Below are 12366 nucleotides of genomic sequence, written 5' to 3'. Positions count from 1 at the left end.
GCCGCCGACCACCGACACGTTTGCGAGCAGAGTCACCGTTGCGTGGCGTCCTGGGTTGCTCTGTCCGGCCAGGTCTCGGCGGATCCCAGATGCCTGGCCGTGAACCAGTCCTCCGCCAAGCGCCGGCAACTTGCGTTGGGGATGTAGGTGACACGAGCTGTCCAGGCTACGGAGTTCGTCCGGCGCCATTCCAAGATCAGGCTCGGCCACGGAACGCCCCCGTGCGCCCGTGCGGAGCGTCATCAGCGCCGCGCCATCAGGTTCGGCGACAGCTCGGCAGAGTACCGTCGACTGATCCCCAAAAGCAGGGACTATGGAACACCTGTTCGATGAGTGACTGGCAGTTGGCGGTTGATTCACACGTGGCAACGCCCGCCTGTGGATGACCCTGCTCATGGTCTGCCTGCTTGGTGGCAGACCGAGGGTAGCTCTGGCGAGGTCGTCGGCCCAGACTCCGAGCCCACTGGCTTACGGTCGCCACCTGGCCCGAAATGCGAGAAGGTGGGGCGATGCGACCCGGCCCACAGCTTCCTCCGGACCAAGCGTTTGTGCTTGATAGTCTTGCGGATCATATCGACAAAATCCTCGACCGCTTTTATGACTTCGGTGTTCGTAGTAATTGGACAGAGACTGACGATTCGCCACTCGTGTATGAACGGCGGTGGCTCAGCCGCCACTATGGCCCCGATGTGTACTGGGATGGCAGCGCAGCCAACTACGCTGCATCGAGCGGAGTCTTGTTCACGGCAGTTTCTGGTCAGCATCTGGAAGGCCTTCGTTTACTTTTGCGCGCCCGCGAGGTGATCTTCGCCCCGGCGCCGCCCGCCCGTTCGATTTTAGAGATCGCCGGCCACGTATTCTGGCTGCTGGATCCACGACTGCAGAGCCTTCGAGATCGCGCCGCTCGAACATTCCTTGCTCGTCTTCAGGATGGTACCCGCAGGAAGACGGCCGCTCTCGCAGTAAACCACCCGCAGTCTCCGATATTCGGAGGCGAAGTCAGTGACTTCCGACGCCGAACAATACCGTCTTATTTCTATGCTTCGGAAATCGCGCCTGGGCCACGCGGAACGATCAAACTCAGGGGACAGTCTTATCCAGGACTCGAAGAGGCGCTCGGGTATATTGGCGAGGCGTCTGAGGTACCTTGGAATACGAGCGGCATGTATGCATATCTTTCCAACAGTAGCCACCCCACTCTTCATGTAATTACAGATTCCCTTGATGTCGTGGGCGGCAAGATCACCGGATTTGGGTTGGAGGATGTAACTCTGCCCTATCGCATCGCCCGGATGGCAATCATGTGCTTCGTTCGCTGCTGGCAGATAACTGCCGCCTACCACGGACTGGATCAAAGAGAGGCTGTCGAACTCGGGGAAGAGGTCGACACCCTTCCCGAGCCGTAGGACCGCCGAGGCAGAGGTGAAGCACTCCAAAGCGCGCCCGCAGGCTGAGACGGGCGGTGTCTGTAAGTAGCGCCGCGACTGATTGGCTACTGTCAAACGTGCAGTCGGCCGCCGACTCGATAAATCAGCGACTTCGCAGTTTGGTGGGTCTGAGCTCGAGAGGTCTGGATCAGGCAACAGTAGGACCCGCGCCGAAGCCCATGGCACGGCTGAGGTCGAACCCCCACCTCTTTGGCCACCTCTTTGAATGCAAGGTGCTGAAAAACTACGATCGCGGGTGACGGCCACACTGCGTGAGAGTTCGCAGGTCAGAGGCTGATTTCGAGTCGTGATACATGTCAGCGCACGACGTGGATCCCCAATCCGCGGGTTGTGGGTTCGAGTCCCACGGGGCCTACCGCTGTCCGCAGGTCAGGTGTAGATCGGCGCGTTGGCCGCGGCCGTCAGGTCTGCATTTCAGCGGTGCGGGCGTCGGAGCTTCCTTCGGGCATGAGCGCCAGGTCCCTGGCAGATTGCGGATGCTGCCAGGGATTGGTGGGCTGAGGTGGTCAGTCGGTGGCGATTGCTTCAGGGATGCGTTTCTGCGAAGGCGCCTTGCGTAGCGACGTGCTCACGGCCAGACTTCCGACCAGTGAGATACCGAAGACGACGCTGAACGTGATTGCGCCGGTGAGTAGCCCGGGCATCAGGCCGTTGGCCGTTACGACGGCGCCCAGTGCCGGGGCGCCGATGCTCTGGGAGGTGTAGCCGACCAGGTAGCCGCCGGACACCATGCTCGCGCGGTGGTGCGGGGCGGCGTACCGGTTCAGGATGGTCAGTCCACCGGCGAAGTCGAAGGAGTACCCGATCCCGGCGCAGGCCGAGGCGAGGAAGAAGACGACGAGGGAGTGCGTGGTCCCGGTGAGGACGAACAACCACACCGCGCCGGCCGACAAGACGGCTCCGAGGATCACGGTCGTCCAGGTGTCCAGCCGCTTGGCCAGCAGAGCGGTGACGGCGATCGAGAGTGCGAAGACCGAGAGCAGTGCACCGGTGACCAGGGCGTTGTCCGAGCCCGCGAGCTGATGAGCGATCTTGGCGCCGAGTGGCAGCACCAGCGAGCCGAGCACGAACGAGGAGGCGAACGCGATCGAGCCGGCAGCGAAGATCCACCGGTTGCCCCGCGGGATGACGATCGCACGCACCCGCCAGCGCGCACTGGTCTCGTTGCGGGTGTGCCGGGGCAGGCCGAGGGCGACAACGGCGACAACGGCGATCGCTACCGCCAGGACGACGAAGGTCAGCCGGAGCGGATACGGCGCGTACTCCGACAGTCCGCCGCCGACCAGCATCGCCAGCGCGATCCCGAACGCGGAGACGGCGGTTCCGATCGCACCGGCTCGCTGCTCGGCCCCGGCGGCACTGAACTCGACCATCGCCACACTCGCCGGACTGAGGGACAGGCCGACACCGAGCCCCATGAATGCACGGCCGACCAGCAGCCAGGTGACGTCCCTGGCCAGCACGAACAGCAGCACGCCGACGAGTTCGGCGGCCAGACCCAGCAGGATCGCCGCCCTCCGGCCGATGTGGTCGGACAGATCACCGAAGACGACAAGCACCGGGATCAGCGCGATCGGGTAGGCGGCGAAGATCCAGGCCACGGTCGTCGAGGAGAGGCCCCAGTCGGCCTGGTAGAGCGGGTAGATCATCGTCGGGCAGGCACTGGTCCACAGCGCCAGCGCGACTACCGCGCCGGCGGTCCAGAAACTGGCGCGCTCTCTGAGCGATCGCAAGGATCCTCCAAGGAAAGGTGCGGCGATCGCCGCACAGCTGAGTAGACTTTTTAAACCTAGCACCACCTGGGTATAGTTCTATAACTCAGCTCGGAGGATGGATGAAATGCCCAAGTCGCTCGGCAAGGACTCGACCTGCTCGATCGCGCGCAGCCTGGAAGTGGTTGGTGACCGCTGGACGCTGCTCATCCTGCGGGAGGCGCTGATCGCGGGATCGACGCGGTTCCAGGAGTTCCGGGAGGCGCTCGGCGTGGCTCCGAACCTGCTGACCCAGCGTTTGGCGTTCCTGGTCGAGCAGGGGCTGATGACCCGTCGTACCTACCAGGAGGCGGGCACGCGGGCCCGGGACGAGTACGTGCTGACCGAGGCCGGCCGCAGCCTCAACGTCGTGATCGCCGCACTCAGCGACTGGGGTCGGACGCGCCGGCCGCTGGCCGAGGGGACGTCCCCGGCGTTCGCGGTCGGGGAGTCCGGTGCGCCGGTGCGGCTGGCGTTCGTCACCGGAGACGGTGAACAGGTGGCCGCCGAGCAACTGGTCGCGCGCCGCACCCCGGACCGTGAGCTCGCCGGCCGCTGAGGCCCGGCTTACCGACCCGGTTCTGGCCAGCGTCGTGGCCAACGCTGGCGCAAGCCAGGGGAGAAGGCGCGTACGCCTGCGAGCGGCTCAGTGTGGCTGGTGACATCGGGAGTTGAGTGACCGGCGATCCGGGAGGTGGCGCCGTCCACCGGCCTGGGCTGGCGGATCCGCTACGGGGTTTTGTGGTGGCGGGAGACTCGGGCTCGGTTGCCGCAGGCGGGGCCGCACCAGGATTGGTTGGGGCGGTGGCGGAAGAAGAGTTGGCCGCAGCCGGGGGCGTCGCAGAAAGCTAGTGCCTGCTGAGATGTCAGTACGTCGCGGACCTCGCGGGCTAGGCGGGACAGCAGGAGGGTGAAGGGGGCGGGGGAGCCGATCGGGCGGAGCTCCGTGGTGCCTGGTTTGGTGCCTAGCGCCTCGATCTCTGGGGCGGAGGCGATGGTTTCGTTGAGCGTCTCCACATCCTGGGCCTCCCAGGACTCTCGGCCGACCGCGGCCCGCAATAGGCGGAGGGATGGGTCTCTGAGGGTCAAGAAGGCGGCCATGTCCGCCTCGTCGACCGTCGAGGGCCGTGGGGCGGGCAGGGCTGCGGCGTCGAGCCAGGAGTCGAGGTCCGCGGGGGTGTGGATCAGCTCCAGTTCGGTCCAGCCGCGGCGGATCACGGTGTTGGCCAGGTCCAGTGCTGGATAACCCTCGAGCCACTCCCAGGTCGGTGTCTCGCTCACGTTCCGACCCTATCGCGACACGCTAACGCTTTACGAGAGCAAAACCATTATCTACGGTCGAGGTATGTCTTCCGAACGCTTCCGGACCGCGATCATCTGCGCCGTGCAGTTCGTCGACGTGATGGGTGTGACCGTCGTCGTCGCGGCGTTGCCGCGGATGCTGGCCGACGTCGATGCGCCCGCGGCGTACGCCGGGCTCCTGGTGCCGGCGTACGCCGTGGGCTTCGGCGGGCTGCTGCTCCTGACGGCCCGCTTGGGCGACCTCTACGGTCCGCGTCGCGTGCTGCTTGCCGGGCTCGCGGTCTTCGCGGCCGGCTCGCTGCTCTGCGCGGTCGCCGCGTCGCCGGTCTGGCTGGTTGCCGGCCGACTGTTGCAGGGAGTAGGTGCCGCGGCGTCGGTCCCGAATGCGCTCGTGCTTCTCGTCCGCCCGGCGAGTCAACGCGGGCGCGGGCGCGTCCTGAGTGCCTGGAACGCGACCGGTGGATTGGCCGGCGCGTCCGGCCTGCTCGTCGGCGGTCTGGTCACGTCCGCGCTTGGCTGGCGGGTCATCTTCTGGTCCGGGCTGGTGGCTGTCGCCGTACTCGCGGTCGCCATCGTGTACGTCGTAGTACCGGACGAGCCTGCCGCGTCGCGACCGCTCAACCTGCCGTCGATCTCGCTTCAGGTCCTGGCCGTCGCCGCGCTCGTTGGAGCCGCCAACGCAGCCAACGGGTCCTGGCGTCTCGCCGTCTTGCTGCTGGTCGTGGCGGCGGTCGCCGTGCCGCCGCTGGTGATCCGCGAGCGGCGTACGGCGGAACCGCTGATTCCGAGGGGCCTCCGGCAACGGTCCGGGGTGGCGGCGGGAGTGATCGGATCCTTCGGCATCACGGCGACGACGAGCAGCCTCGTCGTGCTCACCACGCTGTACTTCCAGGACAGTCGCGGCCTGGACGCGGCGCACGCTGGCCTGCTGATCCTGCCGTTCAGCTTCGCCGTGGTGATCGGCGCGGCCGTCGCGGGCCGTCTGCTGCGGCTCATCACTCCAGGGACGGCGTTGCTGATCGCCTTGGCGATGATCGGGGGCAGCGCGGTTCTGGCCGCGGCGCATCCCGGTCTGGGGATCGTGCTCGTCGCCTTGGCCGTGAGCGGTCTGGGCAACGGAATCGGCGCGGTCGCGGCCTACGCACTGGGTACGGCGGTGGCACCGGACGAGCAGGCCCCCGCGGCCGGACTCCTCAACACCGCCGCGCAGCTCGGTACCGCGATCATGGTTGCCGTCGGCATCAGCATCGCCGACGCGACCGGCGATCCGCTGAAATACCGGGCCGGCTGGATTACGGTCGCCGCGACCGCCGTACTCATCGCTGCCGGCGTGCTGTGCGGCGGTCGCGGCGGCCATGGTCGGCGGCCCGTCAGGTATCGGCGAGCACTACAGCGAGGCTCGCATGACACGGTTCGTGACACGAACTGAAGCCACCTCGTGCTTGCCGAGTGTCCAGCGACTGAACTGGATCGCAGCAGACGTTGAGATTTCGCACCGTCGCCAGCGGATTCGGCCACGGCGAGGAGGTACGAAATCCTGCGGCGTCCACACAGCGTTCGTTTCCGAGTCAGACCCAACGGGCGGCCAAGGCATTGTTCTCCAGGCATTGCAGCCTACGATTCGAACGTCGCCTCTCTGAGAGGTGTCATCGGCCTCGGCGTGTATGAGGCGGGGCGTGCTTGCGCGTGTTGAGAGGCGGTCTGAGACTGGGCAGGAGGGCCCCTCCGCCCCAGGGCTGAAACCCGGCTGAAGTTACCGAGGTGCCTGATGACCCAACCCCCGCCCACACCCACACCGTGTCCGATCCTGCACCTGGATCTGGGACCTCTCGACCTTAATCTTCTGGGGTTGCATGTCCACCTGAACGAGGTGGTTCTGAACGTCGAAGCCATCCCCGGCGCCGGCAACCTGCTGGGCAACCTGCTCTGTGCCATTGCCGGCTTGCTCGACAACGTCGATCTCAGCGGCGTACTGGGCAACCTGCTACAGAACCTGCTCGACGCTCTGATCCGGCTGCTCCAAGGCCTTGGTGCCGGCGGCGGTGCGGCGCGACCTCTCGTTCCTCCCGCGTGAACGGCGCGGCCGGCGGGTCGGCAGACGAATCCGCGCAATGGGTCGAGCGGGCAACCGCCGACCTGGACGACCTGCATCGGCAATTGATCCGGGCAGGCGAAGGGCAGATCGATACGGCGGAACTGCGCGCGTCGGCCGAGGCGTACTGGCGGGCTCACCGGCCCGTTCTCGTCGCCTTGGCCGCCGCGCTGGCCGAGCAACTGCGGGCGCAGGCCCTGCAAGCGCTCTACCAATGGCAACGAGAGCTGGCCCGGTCCATGCCGCCGCGGCATGATCCGCCCCGGTGACTCTGCGAGGGCCTTCGCCCGAACCTGGTCTCGGGCTTGGGCGTAGCTGTATTTGCCCGCTGTCTTTATCTCCACGCGTCCGGCGCCGAGCCATCTAGTCTCGTCCGAAGAGGCCCTCTATCACCTTGCGGGTCTTCCAGCGCGCTGCGGCTTCCAGGCCGCTCTCGGCTGTATCAGCCAGGATTTCCGGAAGGCCCTCGCCGTCCTTTTCGTCCAGGTCGAGGCGGTTCGTGGCTTCGGCGAAGCGCAGATAGGTGTCGACACTGGCGACCACGATGCGCGCGTCGATGGTGAGAAGCTCGATCCCGACCAGGGATACCCGCACATAGGCATCGATGACGAGTCCCTTGTCGAGGATGCTGTCGATCACATCCGCGAGACTGCTCGACCCGGGACGCTCGAGATAGCCGCCGGAGCGCCGGGGACCCGAGGCTGAGACAGTCATCGGTCTACCTTCCAGTCAAGGTGTACTCGAGCTGGGCGGCCGCGCCTCCGAGATCAACGGGCAGTCCCCATTCCACCGAGATCTCGTGAGTCGCGTCCGGCGCCCGGTACCCGGCCCGGCTGCAAGCGATTCGGAGTTCCGAATCTTTCCGGTTCGCCGGGGTACCGGAGTGCGCACAGATTGAGAGTGCCCGAGATCGGCTGGGGAGATCCGCCGGGCTCGTCGAAGGGACAAACCCATGGATCTCACCAAGTCGTGGAATGACGCGGTCGGCGCGATCATCACGTTCCTGCCCAAGTTCGCGATCTTCCTGGTCATCCTCCTGGTCGGGTGGCTGATCGCCAAAGCGCTCCGCAAGCTCGTCGACGTCGTACTGAGTCGCGTCGGCTTCGACCGGGCCGTCGAACGCGGCGGGGTCGGCCGCGCGCTCGAACGGTCGAAGTACGACGCGAGCGGGCTGATCGCGGCATTGGTGTACTACGCGGTGCTGCTGATCGCACTGCAGTTCGCTTTTGGCGTGTTCGGGCCAAACCCGGTCAGCGATCTGCTCGCGACCATCGTCCGCTGGCTACCGAGGGCAGTCGTTGCGATCGTGATCGTCGTCGTCGCAGCGGCTATCGCCAACGCACTACATGACCTGGTCGGCAGTGCGCTCAGCGGGCTGAGCTGGGGCCAAGTGGTGGCACGGATCGTCCAGGTCTTCGTCATCGCGTTGGGCGTCATCGCCGCCCTGAACCAGATGGGTATCGCCACCGCCGTCACCACTCCGGTCCTGATCGCGGTCCTCGCGACCGTCGGTGGCGTGATCGTGGTCGGTATGGGCGGCGGGCTGGTTCGGCCGATGCAGCAGCGCTGGGAGCGCTGGCTGGATCGCGCCGAGCGTGATCTGCCGCAGGCGCGGTCGCGCGAAGAGGCCTACCAGCGCGGGCGCGAAGACGCTGAACGGGACGCTTGGCCGACACCGGCGACCGGTCGCGAGTCCGCTGCGCCGTTCGGAGAGTACGGCGCGGAGGGCACGGCTGATCCCCTGCGTCACGGTCACCTCCCAGGCGAGGCGCCCGGCTCCGCGCCTGGATCTGCCCGGGACGACGGACCTTACTGAATCGTCGTCGTCACATCTCCTGCACTCGCGGTGGCGAGGCCACACGCCGCCGCGAGTCGCAGGCCGACCCAGTCGCTGCTGAGATCGGCGCTGGGCCGCCAACCCCGACGAAAGGCGGCGTCCTCGACGCCTTGGGCATACCCGGCCAACTCAACCGGGCCGATCCGGCCCGGGCTGAGGGTGAGGATGTCGCGGACCGCCGCGGCGTGCTGGTCGATCGCGGCCTGAACCGCCGGCGTGACGACCATCCTGCTGAGAACGAGCCTGGACAACACACCCAGTTCGCGCCGCGCGGAAACTTCCAACCACCTGCCCAGCCACCTCATGGCGAACAAGAGTAAGACCGGTCCCCTGCACCGTGATCCCACGGGTGGGGTGAACCAGACGGCAGGAGGCCGCTGGTTTGCACTGCCTCCCGGCTCGCGGCCGCCTCCCGCCCCTGGAGAAATCGCTGTCGGATCGGGAACCTGCCTGCTCGGCCCGACACCTAACGATCGCAAGGGAGTCGTGAGGGAGGACGGAGTGGGCGGCGTACAGGCTGTGGCTGCTGTGTCGGATCGGGATCTTGGGGTCAGGCCGCGGAGGGCGACTCCGGGCGTTCGCGCAGCTGTATGACCGGCATGCTCGGGCGATCTACAACGTCCTGCACCGCCGGACCGGGTCCTCGAGTGATGCCGAGGACCTGACGTCCGCCGTCTCCCTGCAGGCGTGGCGGCGGCGCGGCGACGTCGTACTCGATCGCGACTCGGCCATGCCCCGGCTGCTTCGGACGGCCGACTACATGGCCTGCCGCGCCGACCCGACAGGCCGCACGTACGCCTTGATCGGCTCGGCAAGACCCCTACCAAGGACTGCCGCCCCAACAGCCCCTGGAGTTGGCTACCCCGCTGAGTCGACGAGAGCGGCGCCGAAGACCCATGAGGACGTCTGGGCGATGAAGTCGTACGGGAATCCGAGGGCGACGGCGGTGGCCTCGTTCAGGCGGGTGATGGTCTCGGGCGGGAGGACAAGGTCGACGGCGGCGAGGTTGTCGCGGAGCTGGTTGGCGGTGCGTGCTCCGACGATCGGATGAATCAGCGGCGAGCGGCCCATCGTCCAGGCGATCGCTACTTGTGAGGGTGTTGCGCCGAGTTCATCGGCGACGTCTTGCACCACGCGAGCAACGGCGTGATCCCTAGCGGACAGGGATTCTGGCGCCAGTCGTCCTCCCGAGGGCGGCGTCGGCAGGGTGTATTTGCCGGACAGCGCTCCGCCGGCCAGCGGGCTCCACGCGGTGATGCCGAGGCCGAGCGACTCGGCCATCGGCAGCAGTTCGCGTTCGATGTCGCGCTGGAGCAGGCTGTAGGGAACCTGCAGGCCGATGAACGGGCTCCAGCCGCGCCACTGGGCCAATGTGTTGGCGCGGGCCACAACCCAGGCCGGTGAGTCGGAGATGCCCACGTACAAGACCTTGCCGGCCTGTACTGCGTCGTCCAGCGCTCGCATGGTCTCCTCGAGCGGCGTGTGCCGGTCCCACATGTGCACCCAGTACAGGTCCAGGTAGTCGGTACGCAGGCGGCGCAGGCTGGTCTCCAGCGATGCACGGAGGTTCTTGCGGTGGTTCCCGGCGGCATTGGGATCGGCGCGGTCGCTGGAGACGGTGTACTTCGTTCCGAGCACGAACGACTCACGACGGCCGGTCAGAAGCTCGCCGAGGAACTCTTCGCTGGCTCCGTCGCGGTAGTTGACGGCGGTGTCGATCATGTTGCCGCCCGCCTCGGAGTACAGATCCAGCATCTGTCGGCACTCCGTCATCGGTGCGCCGACGCCGCCCTGTTCTCCGAACGTCATTGCGCCCAGGATCAGCTCGGAGATTCGAAGGCCGCTGGTGCCGAAGGTGCGGTATCTCATGGGGTGGCCGATCCGAACAGCTCGGCGGCCCGGGCGGCGATCTCCGCTGGTGGCACGTCCTGGATGTGTTGATCCAATGCCCAGCGGTGTCCGGACGGGTCCAGGAACTGGGCGGTCCGGTCCCCCCAGAAAGCATCGTGGACCGGGTCGACGACCGTGGCTCCCGCCTGCAGCGCTCGGGCCCAGGCGGAGTCGATGTCGGAGACCTCGACGTGCAGTGCGGCCGACGTAGCGCCGAGTGCAGCCGGTGTGCGCTGGCCCCGGTCGGGCATCTCTCCCGCTACCGCCAGTGTCGTGTCGCCGAGGAGGAGTTCTACGGTCAGCGTCCTGCCATCGGGAAGGGTGACGCGGCTCGACTCGTGCGCGCCCAATGCGTCGGCGTACCAGGAGGCGGCCTGATCCGGGTCGTTGACGACCAAATGAATCGCTACAGGAGTCACGCTTGTGACCATACAGCGTGTCTGGTCACGACGTCCATACATAGTGTCCGGACACTATGCTGAGTTGCATGCCTTCCAGACGCACCGTGCGCTCTGCGCGTCGATCCGCAGCATCCCCGGCCGCCGCGGACCTGCGGGAGCGAATCTTGTCCGCGACACGCGAGTTGCTGCGGGAGTCCCGCTTCGACAACCTCAGCGTGGCGGACATTCTCGACGCCGCCGGTGTGTCCCGGGCCAGCTTCTACTTCTACTTCCCGAGCAAGCAGGCAGTGCTCGGTGACCTGGTACGCGAGGCGGTCGCGCAGGGACAGCAGGCGGCTCGCCCTTGGACCGATCAGGAGCAAGATCCGATCACCGCGCTTCGGGCCGGCGTGACCGATGGGGCGCGGCTCTGGCGCGAGAACGCCGGCGTTCTGATGGCGATTGTCGAGAGTTGGGGATCGGACGAAGGGCTTCGAGAACTATGGCTCGAGCAGATGAACCTGTTCACCGAGGCCGCCACCGCACGCATCGAATCCGACCCCCACGCCGGCCCGCGACTCGGCCCCACACGGGCGCGCGCCGTCGCCGCATCGCTGACCTGGATGGGCGAACGCCTCTACTACCTCGCCGCAGCCTCTGTCCCGCCGTTCGATGACGAGGAAGTCCTCATCGATACCCTCACCACCGCCTGGACCTCAATCCTGTACGGCGACTCGATGCCGGAGCTCCCGCCGCGCGAACGCTGAAGCGATTTTCAGGCGAGCCTGTCAGAGCCGCCCGTGAGGCCTGTTCAGGGGTGACAGTCGAGCGTGGGGGACCGAGACTGCTTGTGCTGGCGTGGTTCGGGAGGGGGTGCGCTATGGCTGAGGCGTGGGTGCTGGTGGGGGCCTCGTTCTTTGCGGGGCTGGCCGCGGGTTTCTTGGGTGGGTTGTGTCTGATTTTGCGGCCGGTGCAAGCGGAGATGGGCGGGCGCGAGTTTCACGGGTTCATGGAGACGTTTCTTCGGTACGCCGACAGCGGGTGGGGCAAGGCATACAACTACGCCTGGTCGCTCGGGATGGGGATCGGGCCGATTGTCGCGCTCGTGCTGCTTCGGCACGATCCCGGCTCCGCGTCGTTCGTGCTGACCGCGATCGGTCTCGTCATCGTGATCGTCGGTGTGTACGTCGTGTCGAACGTCTGGAAAACCCCGCAGTACAAGGTGATCCTGGCCTGGGACCCCGACGCGCTGCCCGCAAGCTGGGAGGCGGACCGGCAGCGGTACTTCACCATCAACTGGATTCAGCTGGCGACGACTTGGTCGGCCTTCATTCTGTTCCTGATCGCTCTCCTTGAATTACCACGTTGACCTGCACGGGGTCGAAGGCTATGTAGCCGGTGAAGTCGCGGCCGACCCGTTCAATGGCGGAGTGCTTCGGTGCGGGGTAGGTCCAGGCTGCGTCGGGGAGGGTGCGGCTTGGGGTTGTGACGTCGAAGTACTCGGCGTGGCCTTTCCAAGGGCAGACGTAGGGCTTCGTTGAGGGGCGCAGTACGCCGATGGTGAGCGAGGCCTGGGGGAAGTAGTGGTTGCCCTCGATGACGACGACCTCGGCGGCGGGGGCCTCTGCCAACAGCGTTCCGGCTGCGGTTGCCTTGATGTCCATGC

At 66.6% G+C, this 12366-nt stretch carries 14 protein-coding genes and 2 pseudogenes; 9 read left to right on the top strand and 7 right to left on the bottom strand.

Annotation, left to right across the window (positions count from 1 at the left end):
- Positions 1–548 precede the first annotated feature (548 nt).
- Positions 549–1406, top strand: coding sequence for a hypothetical protein (locus AB0J62_RS34520; protein ID WP_363880436.1), 858 nt, complete (start codon positions 549–551; stop codon positions 1404–1406).
- A 548-nt stretch (positions 1407–1954) separates the two neighbouring features.
- Here AB0J62_RS34520 and AB0J62_RS34515 read toward each other — a convergent pair.
- On the bottom strand, positions 1955–3181 hold the full coding sequence (locus tag AB0J62_RS34515; protein ID WP_363880433.1) for an MFS transporter: 1227 nt from the start codon (positions 3179–3181) through the stop codon (positions 1955–1957).
- 106 nt (positions 3182–3287) lie between these two features.
- Here AB0J62_RS34515 and AB0J62_RS34510 point away from each other — a divergent pair, with 106 nt between their 5' ends.
- Complete coding sequence (locus tag AB0J62_RS34510) at positions 3288–3758, top strand: helix-turn-helix domain-containing protein (RefSeq protein WP_363880430.1); 471 nt, start codon at positions 3288–3290, stop codon at positions 3756–3758.
- Between the two features lie 170 nt (positions 3759–3928).
- Here the strand turns inward: AB0J62_RS34510 and AB0J62_RS34505 are convergent, their stop codons facing one another.
- Entirely contained in the window at positions 3929–4480 is a 552-nt protein-coding gene (locus AB0J62_RS34505) for an ABATE domain-containing protein (protein WP_363880427.1), read from the bottom strand.
- A gap of 64 nt (positions 4481–4544) precedes the next feature.
- Here AB0J62_RS34505 and AB0J62_RS34500 point away from each other — a divergent pair, with 64 nt between their 5' ends.
- The 3 genes from AB0J62_RS34500 to AB0J62_RS34490 all read left to right on the top strand — a co-directional run bounded on the left by AB0J62_RS34500 (position 4545) and on the right by AB0J62_RS34490 (position 6862).
- The gene (locus AB0J62_RS34500) at positions 4545–5930 is read left to right on the top strand and encodes an MFS transporter (RefSeq protein ID WP_363880423.1); all 1386 of its coding nucleotides are present in this window, start codon (positions 4545–4547) and stop codon (positions 5928–5930) included.
- A 339-nt stretch (positions 5931–6269) separates the two neighbouring features.
- Positions 6270–6575, top strand: a complete 306-nt coding sequence (locus AB0J62_RS34495) for a hypothetical protein (RefSeq protein WP_363880420.1) — start codon at positions 6270–6272, stop codon at positions 6573–6575.
- Positions 6572–6862: a hypothetical protein gene (locus AB0J62_RS34490; protein ID WP_363880417.1), complete on the top strand. Its 291-nt coding sequence runs from the start codon at positions 6572–6574 to the stop codon at positions 6860–6862. Before AB0J62_RS34495 ends, AB0J62_RS34490 begins: the two co-directional genes overlap by 4 nt.
- Positions 6863–7094: 232 nt before the next feature.
- Here the strand turns inward: AB0J62_RS34490 and gvpJ are convergent.
- Positions 7095–7307 (bottom strand): annotated as a pseudogene (gvpJ, locus tag AB0J62_RS34485) (gas vesicle protein GvpJ); the annotation flags it as partial.
- A 238-nt stretch (positions 7308–7545) separates the two neighbouring features.
- Here gvpJ and AB0J62_RS34480 point away from each other — a divergent pair.
- On the top strand, positions 7546–8409 hold the full coding sequence (locus tag AB0J62_RS34480) for a hypothetical protein (protein ID WP_363880414.1): 864 nt from the start codon (positions 7546–7548) through the stop codon (positions 8407–8409).
- On the opposite strand, the gene AB0J62_RS34475 is transcribed toward AB0J62_RS34480, so the two are convergent.
- Entirely contained in the window at positions 8403–8657 is a 255-nt protein-coding gene (locus AB0J62_RS34475) for a DUF6401 family natural product biosynthesis protein (RefSeq protein WP_363880411.1), read from the bottom strand. The two genes, AB0J62_RS34480 and AB0J62_RS34475, sit on opposite strands and share 7 nt — an antisense overlap.
- 317 nt (positions 8658–8974) lie before the next feature.
- On the opposite strand from AB0J62_RS34475, the pseudogene AB0J62_RS34470 reads away from it, so the two are divergent.
- Positions 8975–9079 (top strand): annotated as a pseudogene (locus tag AB0J62_RS34470) (hypothetical protein); the annotation flags it as partial.
- Between the two features lie 209 nt (positions 9080–9288).
- Here the strand turns inward: AB0J62_RS34470 and AB0J62_RS34465 are convergent.
- Together AB0J62_RS34465 and AB0J62_RS34460 are read right to left on the bottom strand one after the other, a co-directional pair.
- Complete coding sequence (locus tag AB0J62_RS34465) at positions 9289–10299, bottom strand: aldo/keto reductase (RefSeq protein ID WP_363880408.1); 1011 nt, start codon at positions 10297–10299, stop codon at positions 9289–9291.
- Entirely contained in the window at positions 10296–10739 is a 444-nt protein-coding gene (locus AB0J62_RS34460; RefSeq protein WP_363880405.1) for a VOC family protein, read from the bottom strand. Before AB0J62_RS34460 ends, AB0J62_RS34465 begins: the two co-directional genes overlap by 4 nt.
- A 146-nt stretch (positions 10740–10885) precedes the next feature.
- On the opposite strand from AB0J62_RS34460, the gene AB0J62_RS34455 reads away from it, so the two are divergent.
- Positions 10886–11467 carry a TetR/AcrR family transcriptional regulator gene (locus tag AB0J62_RS34455; protein WP_363880402.1) on the top strand — a complete coding sequence of 194 codons (582 nt, stop codon included), beginning with the start codon at positions 10886–10888 and terminating at the stop codon, positions 11465–11467.
- 113 nt (positions 11468–11580) lie between these two features.
- Positions 11581–12069, top strand: a complete 489-nt coding sequence (locus AB0J62_RS34450) for a hypothetical protein (RefSeq protein WP_363880399.1) — start codon at positions 11581–11583, stop codon at positions 12067–12069.
- Here AB0J62_RS34450 and AB0J62_RS34445 read toward each other — a convergent pair.
- Positions 12029–12364, bottom strand: coding sequence for a DUF427 domain-containing protein (locus tag AB0J62_RS34445; RefSeq protein WP_363881018.1), 336 nt, complete (start codon positions 12362–12364; stop codon positions 12029–12031). The two genes, AB0J62_RS34450 and AB0J62_RS34445, sit on opposite strands and share 41 nt — an antisense overlap.
- Positions 12365–12366: the final 2 nt, after the last annotated feature.

Source organism: Kribbella sp. NPDC049584 (assembly GCF_040675555.1).
Lineage (GTDB): Bacteria > Actinomycetota > Actinomycetes > Propionibacteriales > Kribbellaceae > Kribbella.
The sequence above is the reverse complement of the archived record's forward strand: the minus strand, read 5'-3'. Positions and strand labels throughout refer to the sequence as shown.

Bases quoted from the DNA above. Each gene is read 5' to 3' on its own strand.
- AB0J62_RS34500 (WP_363880423.1), top strand. From the start codon at position 4,545: ATGTCTTCCGAACGCTTCCGGACCGCGATCATCTGCGCCGTGCAGTTC.
- AB0J62_RS34450 (WP_363880399.1), top strand. From the start codon at position 11,581: ATGGCTGAGGCGTGGGTGCTGGTGGGGGCCTCGTTCTTTGCGGGGCTG.
- AB0J62_RS34510 (WP_363880430.1), top strand. From the start codon at position 3,288: ATGCCCAAGTCGCTCGGCAAGGACTCGACCTGCTCGATCGCGCGCAGC.
- AB0J62_RS34495 (WP_363880420.1), top strand. From the start codon at position 6,270: ATGACCCAACCCCCGCCCACACCCACACCGTGTCCGATCCTGCACCTG.
- AB0J62_RS34465 (WP_363880408.1), bottom strand. From the start codon at position 10,299: ATGAGATACCGCACCTTCGGCACCAGCGGCCTTCGAATCTCCGAGCTG.
- AB0J62_RS34480 (WP_363880414.1), top strand. From the start codon at position 7,546: ATGGATCTCACCAAGTCGTGGAATGACGCGGTCGGCGCGATCATCACG.
- AB0J62_RS34475 (WP_363880411.1), bottom strand. From the start codon at position 8,657: ATGGTCGTCACGCCGGCGGTTCAGGCCGCGATCGACCAGCACGCCGCG.
- AB0J62_RS34445 (WP_363881018.1), bottom strand. From the start codon at position 12,364: ATGGACATCAAGGCAACCGCAGCCGGAACGCTGTTGGCAGAGGCCCCC.